Origin of the sequence: Duganella sp. 1411 (assembly GCF_017833525.1) — a bacterium.
Classification (GTDB): Bacteria; Pseudomonadota; Gammaproteobacteria; order Burkholderiales; family Burkholderiaceae_D; genus Rugamonas.
The window spans coordinates 140,637-161,504 of the sequence record NZ_JAFICD010000003.1 but is presented as its reverse complement, the minus strand read 5'-3'; the positions used below and the strand labels follow the sequence as shown (position 1 = coordinate 161,504).

The 20,868-nt window shown below is 67.9% G+C and carries 18 protein-coding genes; all 18 read left to right on the top strand.

What is annotated here, in order from left to right; all coding sequences use genetic code 11:
* Window positions 1-45 precede the first annotated feature (45 nt).
* Window positions 46-792, top strand: a complete 747-nt coding sequence (gpmA, locus tag JOD97_RS17750) for a 2,3-diphosphoglycerate-dependent phosphoglycerate mutase (protein ID WP_209720888.1) — start codon at window positions 46-48, stop codon at window positions 790-792.
* Between the two features lie 61 nt (window positions 793-853).
* Complete coding sequence (locus JOD97_RS17745) at window positions 854-2,338, top strand: murein hydrolase activator EnvC (RefSeq protein ID WP_373999902.1); 1,485 nt, start codon at window positions 854-856, stop codon at window positions 2,336-2,338.
* A 14-nt stretch (window positions 2,339-2,352) separates the two neighbouring features.
* On the top strand, window positions 2,353-3,963 hold the full coding sequence (locus JOD97_RS17740) for a S41 family peptidase (RefSeq protein WP_209720886.1): 1,611 nt from the start codon (window positions 2,353-2,355) through the stop codon (window positions 3,961-3,963).
* 43 nt (window positions 3,964-4,006) lie between these two features.
* Entirely contained in the window at window positions 4,007-4,756 is a 750-nt protein-coding gene (locus JOD97_RS17735; RefSeq protein ID WP_209720883.1) for a HesA/MoeB/ThiF family protein, read from the top strand.
* Window positions 4,757-4,792: 36 nt separating this feature from the next.
* Window positions 4,793-6,913 carry an amidohydrolase family protein gene (locus JOD97_RS17730; RefSeq protein ID WP_209720880.1) on the top strand — a complete coding sequence of 707 codons (2,121 nt, stop codon included), beginning with the start codon at window positions 4,793-4,795 and terminating at the stop codon, window positions 6,911-6,913.
* A gap of 198 nt (window positions 6,914-7,111) precedes the next feature.
* Window positions 7,112-7,555, top strand: a complete 444-nt coding sequence (gene gspG / locus JOD97_RS17725) for a type II secretion system major pseudopilin GspG (RefSeq protein ID WP_209720876.1) — start codon at window positions 7,112-7,114, stop codon at window positions 7,553-7,555.
* A 20-nt stretch (window positions 7,556-7,575) separates the two neighbouring features.
* Window positions 7,576-8,049 carry a GspH/FimT family pseudopilin gene (locus JOD97_RS17720; RefSeq protein ID WP_209720873.1) on the top strand — a complete coding sequence of 158 codons (474 nt, stop codon included), beginning with the start codon at window positions 7,576-7,578 and terminating at the stop codon, window positions 8,047-8,049.
* An 11-nt stretch (window positions 8,050-8,060) separates the two neighbouring features.
* Window positions 8,061-8,432 carry a type II secretion system minor pseudopilin GspI gene (gspI, locus tag JOD97_RS17715; RefSeq protein WP_209720870.1) on the top strand — a complete coding sequence of 124 codons (372 nt, stop codon included), beginning with the start codon at window positions 8,061-8,063 and terminating at the stop codon, window positions 8,430-8,432.
* Window positions 8,429-9,055: a type II secretion system protein J gene (locus JOD97_RS17710; RefSeq protein WP_209720868.1), complete on the top strand. Its 627-nt coding sequence runs from the start codon at window positions 8,429-8,431 to the stop codon at window positions 9,053-9,055. Before gspI ends, JOD97_RS17710 begins: the two co-directional genes overlap by 4 nt.
* Window positions 9,052-10,140 (top strand): type II secretion system minor pseudopilin GspK, encoded by a 1,089-nt coding sequence (gspK, locus tag JOD97_RS17705; RefSeq protein ID WP_209720865.1) that lies wholly within the window; start codon window positions 9,052-9,054, stop codon window positions 10,138-10,140. The genes JOD97_RS17710 and gspK overlap by 4 nt, the downstream gene beginning before the upstream one ends.
* 47 nt (window positions 10,141-10,187) lie before the next feature.
* Window positions 10,188-11,432, top strand: coding sequence for a type II secretion system protein GspL (gene gspL / locus JOD97_RS17700; RefSeq protein WP_209720862.1), 1,245 nt, complete (start codon window positions 10,188-10,190; stop codon window positions 11,430-11,432).
* 34 nt (window positions 11,433-11,466) lie between these two features.
* The gene (gspM, locus tag JOD97_RS17695; RefSeq protein ID WP_209720859.1) at window positions 11,467-11,979 is read left to right on the top strand and encodes a type II secretion system protein GspM; all 513 of its coding nucleotides are present in this window, start codon (window positions 11,467-11,469) and stop codon (window positions 11,977-11,979) included.
* A gap of 28 nt (window positions 11,980-12,007) precedes the next feature.
* Complete coding sequence (locus JOD97_RS17690; RefSeq protein WP_209720857.1) at window positions 12,008-12,781, top strand: type II secretion system protein N; 774 nt, start codon at window positions 12,008-12,010, stop codon at window positions 12,779-12,781.
* Window positions 12,782-12,946: 165 nt separating this feature from the next.
* Complete coding sequence (gene gspD / locus JOD97_RS17685) at window positions 12,947-15,226, top strand: type II secretion system secretin GspD (RefSeq protein WP_209720855.1); 2,280 nt, start codon at window positions 12,947-12,949, stop codon at window positions 15,224-15,226.
* Window positions 15,227-15,248: 22 nt separating this feature from the next.
* On the top strand, window positions 15,249-16,670 hold the full coding sequence (gene gspE, locus JOD97_RS17680; protein WP_209720853.1) for a type II secretion system ATPase GspE: 1,422 nt from the start codon (window positions 15,249-15,251) through the stop codon (window positions 16,668-16,670).
* Between the two features lie 10 nt (window positions 16,671-16,680).
* Window positions 16,681-17,901, top strand: a complete 1,221-nt coding sequence (gspF, locus tag JOD97_RS17675; protein ID WP_209720852.1) for a type II secretion system inner membrane protein GspF — start codon at window positions 16,681-16,683, stop codon at window positions 17,899-17,901.
* 26 nt (window positions 17,902-17,927) lie between these two features.
* Window positions 17,928-18,563, top strand: coding sequence for a type II secretion system protein N (locus JOD97_RS17670; RefSeq protein WP_209720849.1), 636 nt, complete (start codon window positions 17,928-17,930; stop codon window positions 18,561-18,563).
* Between the two features lie 9 nt (window positions 18,564-18,572).
* Entirely contained in the window at window positions 18,573-20,846 is a 2,274-nt protein-coding gene (locus tag JOD97_RS17665) for a patatin-like phospholipase family protein (RefSeq protein ID WP_209720846.1), read from the top strand.
* The last annotated feature ends 22 nt before the right edge of the window (window positions 20,847-20,868 follow it).

Below are 20,868 nucleotides of genomic sequence, written 5' to 3'. Positions count from 1 at the left end.
CACTGGTAATCCCTCCGATTCACTCCTTTTTTGAAGATTGTTCACATGTATAAAATCGTATTCATGCGCCATGGCGAATCCACCTGGAACCTGTCGAACCGTTTCACCGGCTGGACCGACGTCGATCTGACCGAAAAAGGCGTGGCCGAAGCCAAGGCCGCCGGCAAGGTGCTCAAGGAATCGGGCTACACCTTCGACCTGGCGTACACGTCGGTGCTGAAGCGCGCGATCCGCACCCTGTGGCTGTCGCTCGACGAGATGGATATGATGTACCTGCCGATCAAGAACGACTGGCGCCTGAACGAACGCCACTACGGCGCGCTGCAGGGCCTCGACAAGGGCGAGACCGCCGCCAAGTACGGCGACGAGCAAGTGCTGGTATGGCGCCGCAGCTACGACACGCCGCCGCCGCCGCTGGACGAGAACGACGACCGCGCCTCGTTCAACGATCCGCGCTACGCCGGCCTGGACAAGTCGCAGATCCCGCTCACCGAATGCCTGAAGGACACCGTGGCGCGCGTGATGCCGGCCTGGGACGAGGAAATCGCCCCGGCCATCCGCGCCGGCAAGAAGATCATCATCTCGGCCCACGGCAATAGCCTGCGCGCGCTGATTAAGATGCTCGACGGCATCAGCGACAACGACATCGTCGGCCTCAACATCCCCAATGGCCAGCCGCTGGTGTACGAGCTCGACGCCGACCTCAAGCCGATCCGCCACTACTACCTCGGCGACGCCGACGCCATCGCCGCGGCCCAGGCGGCCGTCGCCAACCAGGGCAAGGCCAAGTAATTTGTCTCATTCTTCATTTAGAGCTTGGCGCAAAGCCGCTGCCGTCACCGGCGCGGCCTTGCTGTTGATAACGTCTTTGGGCGCCCACGCCCAGGGCGCCCGTTCCGGCAAGCCCACCGAGCGCAGCAAGCAGAAGGCGCTGGCCGAGGCCGAGCGCGCCGGCCTGCAGCAAAAGCTGTCGGCGCTCAAGAAGGACATCAGCAAGACCGAAAGCGCCAAGGACGACGCGGCCGACACCTTGGCCGAGTCGGAACAGGCGATTTCGGACGCCAACCGCGCGCTGCGCGACCTGCAGCAGGAGCTGGGCGACACCCACACCAAGCTGCAGCAACTGACGGCCGAGCGCGAGCGCTTGACGGCCACGGTCGCGCTGCAGAAACAGCAGCTGGCCAAGCTGCTGCGCGAGCACTATGTCGCCGGCAATGAAGACCGCATCAAGTTATTGCTGTCCGGGGACAACCCCAACCGCATCAACCGCGACCTGCAGATGATGGCCTACGTGTCGCAGGCGCAGGCCCGGCTGCTCGACGCGCTGCGCGCCAACCTCAAGGCGGTCGAGGAAAACCAGGCCGAGGCGCAAAACGCCAACGACGAGCTGGCCGAGATCGCGCAGGAACAATTGCAGCAAAAAGCCAAGCTGGAACAGGAAAAGACGCGCCGCGCCGCCTTGCTGTCGACCTTGTCGCAAAAGCTGGTGGCCCAGCGCAAGGAAGCGGGCAACGTCGAGCGCGACGAGCAGCGCATCAGCGGCCTGGTCGACAAACTGAACAAACTGATCGAGGAGCAGGCGATCGCCGCCGCCGCCGAGAAGAAGCGCCAGGAACAACTGGCGGCCGCCCGCGCCGCCGCCAAGGCCAAGGCCGACGCCGAGAAAAAGGCGCAGCAGCTGGCCCAGGCGCAGGCGCGCGCCAAGGCCGCCGCCGCCGCGCAGGCCGAACGCGAGCGCCTGGCCAAGGCCAACGCCAACAAGTCCGGCACCATCAAGCCGGTGCCGCCGGCCAAGCCGCCGGTGCCGGCCAAGCCCGACCCGATCGACGCCGACGAACCCAAAGTGGCGCTCAAGCCCGAGCCGGCGCCGGCTCCAGTCGAGGAACCGGTGCGGCCGCCGGCCCGCGCGGCTGACATCGCGCTCGCCCCGGCGGCGCCGGCCGGCGCCTTCGCCAGCCTCAAGGGCCAGCTGCGGGCGCCGGTCAGTGGCCAGATCGCGGCCCGCTTCGGCACCAAGCGCGGCCAGGGCCCGAGCTGGAAAGGCGTCTTCATCCGCGCCGCCGAGGGCGCCGACGTGCGCGCCGTCGCCGGCGGACGGGTGGTGTTCGCCGAATGGCTGCGCGGCTTCGGCAACCTGATCATCGTCGACCACGGCGGCCAGTACATGAGTATTTACGGTAATAATCAATCCTTGCTCAAACGGGCCGGCGACATCGTCAAGGCGGGCGACCCGATAGCGAGCGCGGGCAATAGCGGCGGCAACGAGGAATCAGGGCTATACTTCGAGCTTCGCCATCAGGGCACGGCATTCGATCCGGCTGGTTGGGTCAAGTTTTAAGGTTCGCGGAGATAATGGGCAACAAGTTTAAGAGCATCGCTTTGATCGGACTCGGCGCCATCGCCGGCGTCACCGCCTCGTTGCAGTTCCCCGCCATCGCGCAGAAAGCCGGCGGCACCCCGTTGCCGCTGGAGGAATTGCGCCAGCTGTCGGACGTGTTCGGCCTGATCAAGACCGACTACGTTGAAAACGTCGACGACAAGAAACTCGTCACCGACGCCATTTCCGGCATGGTGTCCTCGCTCGACCCGCACTCGGTCTACCTGGACAAGAAAGCCTTCCGCGAAATGCGCGAGACGGTCGCCGGCAAGTTCGTCGGCATCGGCGTCGAGGTCGGCCTCGAGGACGGCTACATCAAGGTCGTCTCGCCGATCGAGGACACGCCCGCCTTCAAGGCCGGCATCAAGACCGGCGACCTGATCACCCGCATCGACGGCACGCCGATCAAGGGCATGTCGCTCGACGACAGCGTCAAGAAGATGCGCGGCGAACCCGGCTCCAAGGTGGCCGTCACCATCAGCCGCAAGGACGAGGACAAGCCGCTGGTCATGACCATCACACGCGAGGAAATCCGCGTGCAAAGCGTCAAGACCAAGATCGTCGAGCCGGGCTACGCCTGGGTGCGCATCTCGCAGTTCCAGGAACCGACCCTGGACGACATGGCCAGGCAGATCACCGCGCTGTACGCGCAAGACCCGCACATCAAGGGCCTGGTGCTGGACCTGCGCAACGATCCGGGCGGCCTGGTGCCGGGCGCGATCGGCGTCTCGGCCGCCTTCCTGCCCAAGGATTCGGTGATCGTCTCGACCAACGGCCAGCTGCCATCGTCCAAGGAAACCTTCTACGGCCGTCCCGAGTTCTACGCGCCGCGCGCCAAGTCCGACCCGCTGGCCAAGCTGCCGGCCGGCCTGAAGGACGTGCCGATGGTGGTGCTGGTCAACGCCGGTTCGGCCTCGGCGTCGGAAATCGTCGCCGGCGCGTTGCAGGATTACAAGCGCGCCACTATCATGGGCACGCAAACCTTCGGCAAGGGCTCGGTGCAGACCTTGCGCCAGCTCACCGCCGACACCGCCGTCAAGCTGACCACGGCGCGCTACTACACGCCGCAAAACCGCTCGATCCAGGCGCGCGGCATCGTGCCCGACCTGATGGTCGACGAAACCGCCGACGGCGACGGCTTGAACAGCCTGCGCATGCGCGAAGCCGACCTGCAAAAGCACCTGGGCAACGACAAGGACCCGGAAGGCGAGAGCATCGCGCAAAAAGCCCTGAACGCGCAGCGTGACGGCCTGGAGGACGCGCAGCGCATGGCCTCGCTGGCGAAGAAAGCCAAGCCGGTGGAATTCGGCACCAAGGACGACTTCCAGCTGGCGCAGGCGCTGAACCACTTCAAGGGTTTGCCGGTCAAACTGTCGAAGGTGGAGCCGGGAGCGACGGCCGGTGGCGACGCGGTCGGCGAGATCAAGTCCGATAGCGCCCCCGACGTCAAGCCGGACGTGAAGTCCGACGCCAAGCCCGCGGACGCCAAGCCATCCACCAAGCCGGTGCATCGGCCGCTGAACAAGCCCGAAGCCAAATCCAAGGCCGGCGACAAGCCAGCCGCGAAACAGCCAGCCGCCGAATAACTGAATAACCCCGAAAAAGGCGGCCGGGCCGCCGGTTGAGACCATGGACGATTCGCAACTGCTGCGCTACTCGCGCCACATCCTGCTCGACGAAATCGGCATCGAAGGCCAGCAAAAGCTGCTGGCCGCGCACGCGCTGGTGATCGGCGCCGGCGGCCTCGGCTCGCCGGCGGCGCTGTACCTGGCGTCGGCCGGCGTCGGCCACATCACCTTGGTCGACGACGACACCGTCGACCTGACCAACCTGCAGCGCCAGATCGCCCACACCACCGCGCGCGTCGGCCAGCCCAAGGCCGACTCGGCGCGCGTCACCTTGCAGCAGATCAATCCCGGCATCGTCGTCAGCGCGCTCACCGAGCGGGCCGACGACGCCCGCCTGGCCGAGCTGGTGGCCGCCGCCGACGTCGTGCTCGACTGCACCGACAACTTCGCCACCCGCCATGCCGTCAACCGCGCCTGCGTGGCGCTGGGCAAGCCGCTGGTGTCGGGCGCGGTGATCCGCTTCGACGGCCAGATCAGCGTGTTCGATCCGCGCGCGGCCGGCAATCCCTGCTACTCCTGCCTGTTTCCGCAGGACCAGAAATTCGAGGACGTCGCTTGCTCCACGATGGGTGTGTTCGCGCCGCTGGTGGGCGTGGTCGGCGCCATGCAGGCGGCCGAGGCGCTCAAGCTGCTGATGGGCGTGGGCCGCTCGCTGGCCGGACGCCTGCTGATGCTCGACGGCCTGAACATGGAATGGACCAGCATCGGCGTCGGCCGCAACGACGCCTGTCCGGTCTGCGCACCCAAATAAAACAAAAACATCACCGTCCACCACCAGGAGAAGACCTTGCTGAAGAAACGACTCGCCGTACTCCCGCTGGCACTGGCCGCCGCTTTCGGCGCGCAGGCCGCCACCACCACCAAGTATCTGATCTACACCGAAGCCGGCAAGCAGATGGGCGAGCAGGTGGTCGAGAAGCAGGACGACGGCCTGACCAAGGTGCGTTTCATCTACAAGAACAACGGCCGCGGCCCCGAGCTGACCGAACAATTCCGCGTCGGCGCCGACGGCACCATGACCGAGTACACGGTCAAGGGCAATTCCACCTTCGGCGCCGTGGTCGACGACCGCTTCGAGCGCAAGGGCGACCAGGCCGAGTGGAAATCGACCTCCGAGCAGGGCAAGAAAACCATCGCCGGCCCGGCCGCCTATGTGCCGCTCAACAGCTCCTTCGAGGTGATGTCCGCCGCCATCACCGCGCTGGCCGCGGCGCCGGACGCCAAACTGCCGCTGCTGCCGTCGGGCACCTTGTCGCAGACCAAGCTCGACACGCTGGACATCACCAGCGCCACCGGCCAGAAACAAACCGTGCAGCTGCTGGCGCAAACCGGCATCGGCCTGTCGCCGGCGTTCATGTGGGCCACCACCGGCGACAAGCCGCGCCTGTTCGCCGTCATCATTCCCGGCTTCATGAACGCGTTGGAGGAGGGCTGGGAAAACGTCATTCCGGAACTGGCCAAGCGCCAGAAGGTTGCCGAGAGCAAGATGTTGGCCGATGTCGCCGTCAAATTGCAGCATCCGCTGCCGGGCCTGACGTTGGTCAAGAACGCTCGCGTGTTCGACAGCGACAAGGCCACCGTCGGCGCGCCATCCGACATCTACATCCTGCGCGGCCGCATCACCTCGGTGCAGCCGGCCGGCTCGCCGGCGCGCGACGTCGCCAACACCATCGACGCCGGCGGCCGCATCGTGCTGCCGGGCCTGTTCGACATGCACGGCCACGTCGACCGCTGGTCCGGCGCGCTCAACATCTCGACCGGCGTCACCAGCGTGCGCGACATGGGCAACGACAACGCCCAGCTGCAGGCCATGCTCGACGAAACCACCGACGGCAAGCTGCTCGGACCGCAGGTGGTGCCGGCCGGCTTCCTCGAGGGCGAGAGCCAGTACAGCGCCAGCGGCGGCTTCACCGTCAAGGACTTGCGGGGCGCCAAGGACGCGATCGACTGGTACGCGCAGCGCGGCTATCCGCAGCTCAAGATCTACAACTCCTTCCCGAAAGACATCCTGAAGGACACCGTCGCCTACGCCCATGCGCGCGGCATGCGCGTCTCCGGCCACGTGCCGGCCGGCCTGCGCGCGCAGCAGGCGCTCGACGCCGGCTACGACGAGATCCAGCACATCAACCAGGTGCTGCTGAATTTCTTTGTCAAACCGGACACCGAAACGCGCAACCTGAACCGCTTCGTGCTGCCGGCCGAGAAGGTGGCCGATCTTGATTTCAACTCCAAGCCGGTCAAGGACTTCGTCGCCCAGCTGGCCAAGAAGCAAATCGCCATCGACCCGACGATGTCGGCGTTCGCCTTCCTCAAGCAGCGCGACGGCGACGTCAACGAGCCGTACGCCGACTTCGCCGCCAACATGCCGCCCGACGTGGCGCGCGGTTTCGCCGTCGGCACCATGAAGATCGACGGCGCCGAGCAGCTCAAGCGCTACGAGAAGTCGTACGCCAAGATGGTCCAGTTCGTCGGCGTCATGTACCGCGCCGGCGTGCCGATCGTCGCCGGCACCGACGACATCGCCGGCTTCACCTTGCACTCGGAGCTGGCGCTGCTGGTCAAGGCCGGGCTGACGCCGGCCCAGGCGCTGCAGGTGGCCACGCGCAACGGCGCCCGCTACACCCGCACCAGCAACGACCGCGGCAGCATCACGCCGGGCAAGCTGGCCGACCTGGTGCTGGTGGACGGCGATCCGACCAAGGACATCAAGGATGTGCGCAAGGTGTCGGCGGTGGTCACGCGCGGCTATGTGGTCTACCCGAGCGAGATCGACGCCGCGCTGGGCATCGCGCCGTTCATCAAGGAGGCGCCGCAAGTGGCGAAGGCCTTGCAGTCGGTGGCCGAGGCCGGCGGCGGCAACGACGGCGCCCGCAACCGCGTCGAGGCCAGCGCGCGCAAGCACGACTGAACGCCGCCGGCATGACAAGCTGATGACCATTAGGTTACAAGCAAATTACAAGCCGGTGACGCGCGGTAAAGATATGGTAAAGAGCGCCGGTTATTAAGGCGCGTTTAAGCCCGAAGGCGCAAAAATCACTGCCTTGCTCGCTCTGATTGCGCACTTTCGGCCTTATACTCTGCTCTCACTTTAATTTGGTAGTAAATTATGAAAAACGCAACACCTCAACGTCGCGCCGCGCGCGGTTTCACGCTGATCGAAATCATGGTGGTGGTGGTCATCATGGGTGTGCTGGCGGCGCTGGTCGTGCCCAAGCTGCTGAGCCGCACCGGTGAATCGAAAGTGGCGGCCGCCAAGGTCGACATCGCCACCGTCATGCAGGCGCTCAAGCTCTACAAGCTGGACAACCAGCGCTATCCGACCACGGAGCAGGGCCTGCAGGCGCTGTTGACCAAGCCGACCAGCGGCCCCGCCGCCAACGGCTGGAAGACCGGCGGCTATCTGGAAAAGATGCCGAAAGACCCGTGGGGCGCGCCTTACCAATACCTGTCGCCAGGCATCAAAGGCGAGATCGACGTGTACTCGCTGGGCGCCGACGGCGCCCCCGGCGGCACCGGCGACGACGCCGACATCGGCTCCTGGGACAACTGACCGCACGGAGATCGCCGAACATGCGCGCCGCGCGCCGGCCGGGCCAGGGCTTCACGCTGATTGAATTGCTGGTGGTGATGGTCATCCTGGGCATCACGCTGGGCATCGTCTCGCTCAGCGCCATGCCCGGCCAGAAGCAATCGATGCTGCAGGACGCCCAGCGTATCGCGCTGCTGCTGCAGCTGGCGCGCGACGAGGCCATCGTGCGCAACCGCCAGATCGCCTTCGAGGCCGGCTCGGACGGCTACCGCTTCCTGATCCGCAACGACAAGCAATGGGATCTGGCGGTGCAGGACGACCTGCTGCGCGAGCGCGAGTTCAAGCACGGCCCGGTGACGTTGATGCTCGACCCGCCGCCCAACGTGCAGAACGAGAACCTGCGCATCATCTTCGGCCGCGAACCGGTCGACAAGCCGTTCGTGCTGACCATGACCGGCGGCGGCAGCAGCGTCGCCATCCGCGCCGACGGCATCGGCCATTTCACGGTGGATTGATGAAGACCGCCATGCGCCCACAAAAAACCCAAGGCTTCACCCTGCTCGAAGTGCTGGTGGCGCTGGTCATCGTCGGCACCGCGCTGGGCGCCTCCTTGCGCGCGGTCGGCAGCCTGACCCAGAACAGCAACGGCCTGCGCGGCGCCATGATGGCGACCTGGTCGGCCGAGAACCGGCTGGTGCAACTGCGTTTGTCCAAGACATTCCCGGCGGTCGGCAAGCAAACCTACGAATGCCCGCAAGGCGACATGAAACTGATGTGCCAGGAAGAAGTCATCGCCAGCCCGAATCCGCGCTTCCGCCGGGTCGAGGTCAGCGTCTACGACCAGGCGCAGCCGGAACGCCGCATCATCAAGCTGGTCCAACTGGTGTTGAATTCATGACGCGCATGCGGGCCGGGCGCCGCCGCGGCGGCTTTACGCTGATCGAACTGCTGGTGGCCATTTCCATCCTGGCCATCGTCGCCGTGCTGGGCTGGCGCGGCCTGGACGGCATCATCCGTTCGCGCGCCTCGCTGACCGAAAAGATGGAGCAGACGCGCGGCCTGCAGCTGGCGTTCGCGCAGTTGCAGAGCGATTGCGCCAACCTGGCCCCGACCACGCTGCTCAACAACCGTCCCTACATGCTGGCCGATAACGACCGCCTGACCATCGTGCGCGTGGTGATGGCGGAAAACGAGCCGACCCGGCTGCAGGTGGTGACCTACCGCGTGCGCGACGGCGTGCTGACGCGGCGCGAATCGAACGCCACGCGCGATCTGCTGCAACTCGATACGCTGTGGCAGGCCGCGCTCAACGACACCGACACCGCCGCCAGCGTGGCGCTGCAATCGGACGTGCTGGCGATGAACGCGCGTTACTGGATCAATACCGAATGGCGCCCGGCGGCCGGCCTGACGACCGGCGGCGCGACCAACTCGCCGACGCCGACCGGGCTGGAAGTGTCGCTGGCATTGCAGGGCCAGGAAGTGCCGATGGTTAAATCTTTCCTGCTGGGGGCGCTGTGACGCGGCCGGGCCGCAAGCCGGGCCGGCAACCGCGCCGCCGCCAGCGCGGCGTGGCGGTCATCACGGCGCTGTTGCTGACCACGTTGGCGGTGACCATCGTCGCCAGCCTGTTCTGGCAGCAGCAGGTGCAGGTGCGCTCGATGGAAAACCAGCGGCTGCAACTGCAAACGCGCTGGATCGTGCGCGGCGCGCTCGATTTGAGCCGCCTGATCCTGTTCCAGGACTTCCTCGATTCGCAGCTGTACACGCGCCTGAACGGCATCTGGTCGACGCCGCTGGAAGAAACGCGGCTCGACGATTACGTCGAACGCGAGCGCCAGGAGGGCGAGGATTTCAACGCCACCTTGTCGGGCAAGATCGTCGATGCGCAGTCGCGCTACAATCTCACGAACCTGGCCACGGGCCGGGTTCCCGACAAGGCGCAGATCGGTGTATTACAGCGCCTCTTGACAAATCTGCAATTAGATACGAATCTGGCGCAGCAGGTGGCGATGCAGGTGGCGATGACGCAACCGGTCCAGCAGCCCGGGGTCGCACCCGGGACCGGCACCGGCACTGGTTCAGGCACTGGTGCCACCACCGGCACGGGCGGCACGGGCAGCGGCACCGGAACCGGCACCGGCACCGGCACCGGCGCGCCGCCGGGCGCCGTGCCGGCGGCGGGCAGCGTCGAGCCGATGGGTTTCATCCGGGTGGAGGATTTGCTGGCGGTCAGCGGCTTTACGCCGCGGGCGATCGAGCGGCTGCGCGAGTTCATCATCGTGCTGCCGCAGCCGACCAAGGTCAACGTCAACACCGCGCCGGCCGAGCTGATCGCGGCGCTGGTGCCCGGCCTGTCGCTGGGCGACGCGGCGGCCATGGTCAATACCCGCAAGGGCGCGTTTTATCGGCAGATGGCCGATTTCACGCAGCAGCCGCAGATGGGCGCGGCGCAGCGCCAGACGGCGGTGCCGGTGGATGTGCGCAGCGACTATTTCCTGGCCTTCAGCCAGGTCAAGCTGGACCGCGCGGCGCTGGACACGGTGTCGCTGCTGTCGCGCGCGCCCACCGGCCTGACCACGGTGGTGTGGATACGGGAAAACTAGCGCAGCAGGAAAACGAGCAAAGCAGTGATCAACGAAAGCGAGACCTTTTGAGTACATTATTTATCCGCTATCCGGCCAAGGCCAGCGTCGACAGCGGCGCGGCCCAGACCTGCCCGTTCGCGCTGGTGGGCGACGGCGGCCATCTGGAGCGGCAGGGCACGTCGCCGCTGGGCAACCTGGCCGAGCTGATCGCCGCCGCGCGCCGCGTGGTGCTGATGCTGGCCGCGTCGGACACGACCTTGCTGCGCGTGACGGCGCCGCCGCTGTCGGCCGCGCGCCTGAAGGCGGCGCTGCCGTCGCTGGTCGAGGAACAAGTGCTGGGCGACACCGCCGACTGCGTGCTGGCCGCCGGCGCGCCCGACGCCGACGGCGTGCGCACCGTGGCCGTGGTGCAGCGCGCCTGGCTCGAGGTGCTGGTCAAGGCGCTGCTGGCGCAGGGCGCGCACAGCGTCTCGGTGCTGCCGATGCAGCTGTGCCTGCCGTTCCAGCCGGGATCGGTGTCGGCCGCGCTCAGCCTGGGCGACGCCGGCTACGAGCTGATCCTGCGCCGCTCGCAGTACGACGGCATGGGCCTGGCGCTGCCGGGCGAGCCGCTGGCGGCGTTGCAGACCTTGCGCGCGATGGCCGGCGACGAGCCGGTCACCTTGTATTTGTCGCCGGAGCAAACGAAGCAATTCGAGCCGCTGATGGCCGGCCCCGCCGCGCCGCACGGCATCAGCCTGGCCGAGGACCATTGGCAGCACTGGGTGGCGGCGTCGCGCTCGGCCGGCCTGGACCTGGCGCCGGCGCTGGGCGCGGCCGGCGCCTCGGCGCGCGAATGGCGGCGCTGGCGCTGGCCGCTGCGCATCGCCGCGCTGGCGCTGCTGGTCAACGTGGTCGGCCTCAACGTCGAGTGGATGCGCCTCAAGCGCGAAGCCAACGAGGTGCGCCTGGCCATGATGCAAACCTTCAAGGCGGCCTATCCGAAAGAAACCGTGATCCTCGATCCGGCCGCGCAGATGCGCAAGAACATTTCGCTGGCCAAGGCCGACGACGGCCAGGCCGCGCCGGACGGCTTCCTGGCCATGAGCGCCAACCTGGCCGAGGCGCTCAGCGTGTTGCCGCAGCGCGAAGTGATCGCCTCGCTCGATTATAGGGAACGCGCTCTTCAGGTCAAGGTCAAACCTAATACCGTCGACGCCGCCGCGATGGCGCAGATCCGCGCCGCGCTGCAGGCGCGCCGGCTCGAATTGTCGGAGGCCAATCCCGGCACCTGGCAAATCCGCGTCGCCGCCGGCGCGCCGAAACCATGAATGGAACACTGAGCACAATGATGGGCACACCGGCATGAGCAAACTCGATCAAACGATACAGGACTACCGCGCCCGCGCGTCCGCCTTCTGGCTGGCGCGCACCGAGCAGGAGCGCCGGCTGCTGGCCATCGGCGGCGCCGTCGTCGCGCTGGGCCTGTTCTACGGCGTGCTGCTGTCGCCGGCGCTCGAGGGCCGCGAGAAACTCGGCAAGGAGCTGCCGGTGCTGCGCCAGCAAGCCGCCGAGCTGCAGGCGATGGCGCTGGAGGCGGCCGCGCTGCGCGGCCAGAACACCATCGAGCCGACGCCGATGACGCGCGACAGCCTGAGCGCCGGCCTGACCGCGCGCGGCCTGACGCCGCAGTCGATCAACATCACCGGCGAATACGCCAAGGTGCAGTTCAACAACGTGCCGTTCGCCGGCATCGTCGTCTGGCTCGACGCCGTGCGCAACGAAAGCCGCATCGCCGTCCAGGATGCCAATTTCACCGCGCAGGACACGGCCGGCATGGTCAACGCCACCCTGACCTTGCGCCAGGGCGCGCGATGACGGCGCGGGCGGCGCAAAAAGGCCATGCATGAAGCGCGCCGTGCTATGGTTGCTGACCATCGCGCTGAGCGTGCTCGTGACCCTGGCGGTGTTCTTTCCGGCCACCTGGCTGGGGGCGATCGTCGAGCAGCGCACCGGCGGCCGTTTGACCTTGGGCGACGCGCAGGGTACGCTGTGGCGCGGTTCGGCCTTCATCGGCGGCGCGGCCGGCGGCAACAAGCCGGTCACGCCGTTGCTGCCGGGGCGTTTCAGCTGGCGCATCTCGCCGCTGGCGCTGGTCGGCATGGTCGACCTGCAACTGGACAACAGCGAGGCGCTGGCGCAGCCGGTGACCTTCCGCGGCGGCTGGTCGCAATGGCAATTGAGCCCGTCGGCGCTGCTGCTGCCGGCGCAGGGACTGGCCGGGCTGGGCGCGCCGCTCAACACGCTGGCGCCGAGCGGCATCCTGCGCCTGTCGTGGACCGCGCTGGAGCTGGCGCTGCGCGACGGCCAGGTCGCCGTCAACGGCCGCACCACGCTGGAGATGACGGACATGGCGTCGCGGCTGGCGCCGATCCGGCCGCTGGGCAGCTACACCTTGGCGCTGGACTGGCGCGGCCAGCAGGCGGCGTTGACGCTCGACTCGGTCAAGGGGCCGCTGCTGCTGAGCGGGCGCGGCAACCTGAACAACGGCCGCCTGCAGTTTTCCGGGCAGGCGGAGGCGGCCAAGGGGTACGAGGACACACTGGCCAACCTGCTCAATTTGCTGGGCCAGCGCCGGCCCGGCAGCGACCGCAACGTCATCGCGTTGGAGGTGCATTAGAAGTGTTTATCGATAGAGGTGCTTTTCGTAGGGCGGATTAGCGCGCAGCGCGTAATCCGCCATGAGCCGCCGACGGAGCCTGGCGGATGACGCTGCGCTAATCCGACCCACGGGGTCATATTTAGTTTCAATCGTGGTTACAACACTAGATACAAAGTTCAGACAATGAAAAAACAGTCCGTGAGCAAATCCAATCTTCCCGCGCTGCGCCGCCTGAGCGCGGGTGCGATGCTGTGCTGCGCGCTCGGCGCCGTGCCGACCGCCGGGCTGCTGTGGCCGGCCCAGGCGCGCGCCGCCACCGATGACGCCGCGCTGAACTTTGTCGGCGCCGACATCGAGTCGGTGATCAAGGCCGTCGGCCACTACACCAACATCACCTTCGTCATCGATCCGCGCGTCAAGGGCACGCTGACCCTGGTGTCGGAAAAATCGATCAGCAAGTCGCAGGCGTTCAGCCTGCTCACGTCGGCGCTGCGGCTGCAGGGTTACGCCGTCGTCAGCGGCGACGGCTACGCCAAGGTGGTGCCGGAGGCGGACGCCAAGCTGCAGTCGGGCCCGACGCAGATCGGCTCGGCGCCGACGCAGATCAAGGGCGACCAGATCGTCAGCCAGATCTTCCACCTGAACTACGAGTCGGCCGGCAACGTCGTCACCGTGCTGCGCCCGCTGATCTCGCCGAACAACACCATCAACGCCAACCCCGGCAACAACACGGTGGTGATCACCGACTACGCCGACAACCTCAAGCGGCTGGCCAAGATCATCTCGGCGCTCGATTCGCCGGCCGTGGCCGACCTCGACGTCATTCCGGTGCGCTACGCCATCGCCAGCGACCTGGCCTCGATGGTCAACAAGCTGATGGACGCGAGCGGCGGCGGTGGCGCGCCGGGCGCCGGCGCCGACGCCGGGCGCGTCAGCGTGCTGGCCGATCCGCGCACCAACTCGCTGATCCTGCGCGCGCCGTCGGCGGCCCGCTCCAACCTGGCCAAGTCGCTCATCGCCAAGCTCGACCAGCCGACCCAGGAGCTGGGCAACGTCCACGTGGTCTACCTGAAAAACGCCGAGGCCACCAAGCTGGCGCAGACCCTGCGCGCGCTGGTGTCGGGCGACACCTCGTCGACCAGCCAGCAGGGCGGCACCGGCACCGGCCAGACCGGCCAGACCGGCCAGGGCATGGGCGGCCAGAGCAGCAACACCGGCGGCTTCGGCGGCGCCAGCAGCGGCAGCTCGGCCAGCGGCGGCAGCACCGGCCCGACCAATCCGCTGCTGACCGGCGGCGGCTCGCAGCAACAACAGCAGGGCGGCGGCCAGGCCGGCTACATCCAGGCCGACGCCACCACCAACACGCTGATCATCACCGCGCCCGAGGCGATCTACCGCAACCTGCGCGCCGTCATCGACCAGCTCGACGTGCGCCGGGCCCAGGTCTACATCGAATCGCTGATCGTCGAGGTGACCTCCGACAAGGCGTCCGAATTCGGCGTGCAGTGGCTGGGCGCCACCGGCGACGCCAACAGCAAGTACCGGGTCGGCGGCCTGCAGCAGTCCTCGGTCGGCGGCAGCAACAACAACATCGGCAACGTCGCCCTGTCCCTGCTCAACGGCACGTCGTCGACCACCACCCCGACCTTGCCGGGCTCGGGCCTGACGGTGGGCCTGTTCAAGCAGGTCGCCGGCGGCCTCGGCCTGGGTCTGCTGGCGCGCTCGCTGGAGTCCGACGGCAACGCCAACGTGCTGTCGACGCCGAACATGATCACCCTCGACAACGAGCTGGCGACGATCTCGGTCGGCCAGAACGTGCCGATCCTGACCGGCCAGTTCACCACCACGTCCGGCACCAACAGCAACCCGTTCCAGACCATCGACCGCAAGGAGGTGGGCCTGACGCTGAAGGTGCGTCCGCAGATCTCCGAGGGCGGCACCATCAAGCTGGCGATCTACCACGAGACCTCGAGCGTGGACAAATCGACGCTGGGGGCCACCGCCGGCATCACCATCAACAAGCGCGTGATCGAGAACAACGTCATCGCCGACGACGGCCAGATCATCGTGCTCGGCGGCCTGATCGAGGACACCGAGGGCGACAGCACCGACAAGACGCGCGGCCTGGGCGACATCCCCGTCATCGGCAACCTGTTCAAGTACCAGACCCGCAGCCGCAAGAAGACCAACCTGATGGTGTTCCTGCGCCCGGTCGTGATCCGCAACCAGGAGCAGAGCACCACCCTGGCGACCGACCGCTACGACTACATGCGCACGTCGCAGGAGGCGATCAAGCCGCCGCAAAGCGTGCTGGTCCAGGATCTGGGCCAGCCGGTGCTGCCGGCGCTGCAAAACGGCGTGCTGACCGGCGGCGGCACCGTCGCCAAGCCGATCCCGCAGGCGCCGATCCCGCGCGTGCCGGGCCGCGCCGAGAACATCCAGCCGCAACAACCCGCGCAGTGACGCAGTGAGATAAGCCACAGCCATGAGCAACCTTTTACCTTACGCCTTCGCCCGCGACTTCGTCGTGCTGGCGCAGCACAGCGACGCCGCCGAGCACACGGTCGACGTCATGGTGTGCGGCGCCACGGCGCCGGCCGCCATCGCCGAGGTGTCGCGCCGCTTCGGCCGCATCCAGCTCAAGAACATGACGCGCGCCGACCTCGAGACGGCCATCGCCACCGCCTACGCCAGCGCCGGCGGCAACGCCTCGATGGTGGCCGACGAGTTCGACGCCGAGCTCGACCTGACCAAGCTGCTGCAGGACGTGCCGGCCATCGAGGACTTGCTCGAATCGTCCGACGACGCCCCGGTGATCCGCATGATCAACGCGCTGCTGACGCAAGCGCTGCGCGACAGCGCCTCCGACATCCACATCGAGCCGTTCGAGCAGACCTCGGTGGTGCGCTTCCGCGTCGACGGCTCGCTGCGCGACATCGTGCGCCCGCGCAAGGCGATCCACGGCTCCTTGATCTCGCGCATCAAGATCATGGCGCAGCTCGACATCGCCGAAAAGCGCCTGCCGCAGGACGGCCGCATCACCTTGCGCATCGGCGGCAAGCCGGTCGACGTGCGGGTGTCGACCCTGCCGACCGGCCACGGCGAACGAGCCGTGCTGCGTCTGCTCGACAAGGAGGCCGGCCGGCTCGACCTGAACCACCTGGGCATGAGCGAGACCATGCTGCCCAAGTTCGACGCGCTGATCAACCAGCCGCACGGCATCGTGCTGGTGACCGGGCCGACCGGCTCGGGCAAGACCACCACCCTGTACGCGGCGCTGTCGCTGCTCAACGCGGCCACCACCAACATCATGACGGTGGAGGACCCGATCGAGTACGACCTGAACGGCGTCGGCCAGACCCAGGTCAACCCGCGCATCGACATGACGTTCGCCAAGGCGCTGCGGGCGATCCTGCGCCAGGACCCGGACGTCATCATGATCGGCGAGATCCGCGACCTGGAAACGGCGCAGATCGCCGTGCAGGCGTCGCTAACGGGCCACCTGGTGTTGGCGACCCTGCACACCAACGACGCCGCCGCCGCCGTCACCCGCCTGCTCGACATGGGGATCGAACCGTTCCTGCTGTCGTCGTCGCTGCTGGGCGTGCTGGCGCAGCGGCTGGTGCGCAAGCTGTGCGGCCACTGCAAGAGCTTCGACGGCCAGCTGTGGCACGCGGTCGGTTGCGAACACTGCGGCCACACCGGCTACCAGGGCCGGGTCGGCGTCTACGAGTTCCTCGAGACCACCGAGCAGATCCGCGCGCAGATCCACAACCGCGCCTCCGAGGCCGAAGTGAAAGCGGCGGCCATCGCCAGCGGCATGCAGACCATGCGCGACGACGGCGAGCGCTGGCTGGCGGCCGGCATCACCACGCAGGCCGAGTTGCTGCGCGTGACCAAAGACTAGGCCGACAACTATGCCCGCATTCCGCTATGAAGCCGTCGACGCCGGCGGCGCCACCAAAAAAGGGGTGCTCAATTCCGACAGCGCCCGTTCGGCGCGCTCCGAGCTGCGCACCCTGGGACTGGTGCCGCTCAAGGTCGACGCCATCGCCGCCCAGGTCGACGCCGCCGGCGTGGCCAAGAGCCGCGGCTTCGGCGAGCGCCTGTCGACCACCGAGCTGGCGCTGTTCACGCGCCAGCTGGCCAGCCTGCTCGAGGCCGGCCTGCCGCTGGAGCAAGCCTTCACCGCGCTGCTGGAGCAGGCCGAGCGCGCCTACATGCGCGACCTGATCGCCTCGATCCGCTCGGAGGTCATCGGCGGCGCCGCGCTGTCGGACGTGCTGGGCCGCCATCCGCGCGACTTCGCCGAGATCTACCGGGCGCTGGTGGCCTCGGGCGAGCAGATCGGCCAGCTGTCGCGCGTGCTCTCGCGCCTGGCCGACTACATCGAGCGCCGCAACGCGCTGGTGCAAAAGGTGCGGCTGGCGTTCACCTATCCGGCCATCGTCACCGTGGTGGCGTTCTCGATCGTCATCTTCCTGCTGACCTACGTGGTGCCGCAGATCGTCTCGGTGTTCGCCAACACCAAGCAGAAGCTGCCGGTGCTGACCATCGTCATGCTGGCCGTGTCCGACTTCGTGCGCAACTACGGCATCGTGGTGGCGATCCTGCTGGTGGGCGCGTGGTTCATGTGGCGCCGGGCGCTGCAAAATCCCGCGCTCAAGCGGCGCTGGCACACCTGGCTGCTGACGGCGCCGCTGTACGGCAAGTTCGAGCGCAGCCTGAACACGGCGCGCTTCGCCAGCACCCTGGCGATCACCACCGGCTCGGGCGTGCCCATCCTGCGCGCGCTGGAAACCAGCCGCGATACCTTGTCCAATGTCGCCATGAAGGAGCTGGTCGGCGAGGCCAGCGACGCCGTGCGCGAGGGCGTGAGCCTGGCGCGCTCGCTGTCGGCGCAGAAGCACTTTCCGCCGATGCTGATCCACATGATCCGCGCCGGCGAGATCACCGGCGAGCTGCCGGCCATGCTCGACCGCGCGGCCGCCGCGCAGGAGGCCGACCTGGAGCGGCGCACGCTGACCATCGCCGGCCTGCTGGAGCCGGCGCTGATCCTGGCGATGGGCGTGGTGGTGTTGCTGATCGTGCTGGCCGTGCTGATGCCTATCATCGAAATCAATCAGCTGGTACGCTGACAAGGGAAGTTATGAAGCATGAATCTATGAAGCGTTTGCCCCTGGTCGGCAGCGTGCTGGCCGTGGTGTTGTTGTCGGCGTCGCTGGCGTATTGGGGACTGCAGCTGTTCAAGCCGCCGCAGCGGGCGATCGCCGCGCCGCCGCCACCGCCGCCGGTGGCGCTCAACCTGGACGCCGCCAAGGGCTTGTTCGGCGGCCAGATCTCGGTCGCCGCCGCCAGCAACTACCAGCTCAAGGGCGTGGTGGCCTCGCAGGGCGCCGGCAGCGCCGCCATCCTGGCGGTCGACAACAAGCCGGCGCTGGCGCTGGGCATCGGCAAGGAGGTGGTGCCGGGCGTGACCGTCAAGGAAGTGCATCCGAAATACGTGCTGCTGTCCGAGGGCGGCGCCGTCAAGCGCATCGATTTGCCGAGCGACGCCGGCGCCTCCAGCGCGCCCGCTCCCGGCGGCGCCCAGCCGTATCAACCGCCGCCACCAATGCCGCAGCCGCCCGCGATGCAGCCGGCGCCGGCCATGCAACCGCAACCTGCCATGCAGCCGCAGCAACAGCAGCCGCAACAGCAGCAGCCGCCGCCGCAACAGCAGCAACATTCGACTTCGCCGCGCTCCAGCACGTCGCCGACCACCATCGCGCCCGTTCCCGGCTTCGACCGCCAACAATAAGTGAGGTATATGTTGATTGCCCGCTCCCTGGCCGCAGCTGTTTGCTGCGGCTTTTTCTTGTGCGCCACCGTCGCCACGGCGGCGGCGCAGACGCCGGTCCACCCCAACGCCGCCTCGGTGGCGCCGGTCGTCGCAGCGCCGGCGGCCGACGTCGACGCCAAGCCGCGGCCGAAAATCGCGCTGGTGCTGTCCGGCGGCGGCGCGCGCGGCTTCGCCCACATCGGCGTGCTGCGGGCGTTGCAGGAGTTGCGCATCCCGGTCGATTTCGTCGTCGGCACCAGCATGGGCAGCGTGGTCGGCGGCGCCTTCGCCGCCGGCAGCTCGGTCGAGCAGCTCGAGCAACTGGTGCGCCGCACCGACTGGAACGCCGTGGTGGCCGACCGGCCGCCGCGCGACCAGCTGGCCTACCGCCGCCGCGAGGAGGATTTGCTGCTGCCGTCGCGCATCGAGCTGGGCGCCAGCATGGACGGCGTGACCTTGCCGCCGGCCGCCGCCGGCAACGAGGCGCTGGAACTGGCGCTGACCCAGGTGCTGCCGCACGGCGCGCGCGACAAGCCGGTCGACCTGCTGCAGCTGCCGTTCCGCTCGGTCGCCTCGGACCTGGTCACCGGCGAGCTGGTGGAGCTGCGCGACACGCCGCTGTTCCTGGCGATGCGCGCCTCGCTGGCGGTGCCGGGCGTGTTCGCGCCGGTGCGGGTCGGCCAGCGGCTGCTGGTGGACGGCGGCCTGGTGCGCAACCTGCCGGTCGACGTGGCGCGCGAGATGGGCGCCGACATCATCATCGCCGTCAACGTCGGCACCCCGCTGGCGCAGGAGAAGGAGCTGGTCAGCGCGGTCAGCGTGGCGCAGCAGATGCTGCAGATCCTGACCGAGCAGAACGTCCAGCGCTCGCTCAAGGAGCTGCGGCCCGGCGACATCCTGCTGGCGCCGGACCTGGGCGGCATCGGCTTCCTCGACTTCGGCCGGCACGACCGCGCGATGAAGGAGGGCGAGGCGGCGGTGCGCGCCATGAGCGCCAGGCTGGTGCAGCTGGCGCTGCCGGAGGCGCAGTACGCCGCCTACGAGACCAACCGGCTGTCGGCGCCGGTGCCGAGCGACCAGCCGGTGCGGCTGGCCAAGCTGGAGGTGGCGCCGAGCGGGCGCATCAACCCGCAGGCGCTGGCCGTGCAATCGGGGCTCAAGGTGGGCCAGATGGTCACCAGCGAGCAGGCGCAGCGCGCCGGCAACCAGCTGTTCGGGCGCGGCGACCTGGCGCGGGTGGAGACCGAGATCCGCGACGACCAGGACGGCCGCAGCGTGCTGATCAAGCCGACCGAGGCCGATTGGGCGCGCAGCCGCTTGCGCGTGGGGCTGGAATTGAACAGCGACTTCACCGACAACAACGCCTTCGAGCTGAAGGTCATGCATGTGCTGTCGTCGCTCAACGACTGGGGCGCGGAGCTGCGCACGGTCGCGCGCGTGGGCACCGAGCGCGTCATCGGCACCCAGTGGTGGCAGCCGCTCGGCGCCGGTTCGCCGTGGTATGTGGCGCCCGAGCTGCAGTACGGCTCGTCGGCGTTCGACGCCTTCAACCCGTCCGGCTTCCGCCAGGCGCGCTACGGCTACAAGGCCAAGACCGTGTCGCTGGCGCTGGGCCGTCAGTTCGGCAACTGGGGCGATTTGCGGTATTCGGTGATGCGGCAGTCGGTGACGTCGCAGCAAACCATTCCGCACGATCCGCTCCAGACCAGCCAGGCGCAAAACGTCGGCGTGCTGTCGTTCAATATCGACAGCCTGGACACGGTGGCGTTTCCAACCCGCGGCACCTTGTTCACGATGGACTTGCGGCGCCTGATGACCAGCGGACGCGACGGCCCGGTGCCGGCGCGCCAGAGCGTGCAGGGCTTGAAGGCGTTCAGCTTCGGCAGCTGGGCCGGCCATGTGTATGGCGAATGGGCGCGCAACCAGGGCGGCGCGTCGCAATCGGCGCTGGGCGGCTTCCTGCGGCTGTCGGGCACCACCACCGATTCGGTCATGGGCAGCCGCACCGTGCTCGGGCGCATGGTCATGGCGAAACGGATCGGCGTCATGCCGACCGCGCTGGGCGGCGACGTGCGGCTGGGCTTTTCGCTGGAGTCGGGCGCCGCCTACGGGCCGGACAAGCCGCTCAAATTCGGATCGCTGAAGCAGGCCGCCAGCGGCTTCGTCGCCGTCGACACGCGCTTCGGCCCGCTGTATTTCGGCTCCGGCGCCACCCGGTCCGGCGACAGCAGCCTGTATCTGTTCCTCGGCCCGATCTGGTGACCCGCCCGGGCACCAAAATCCA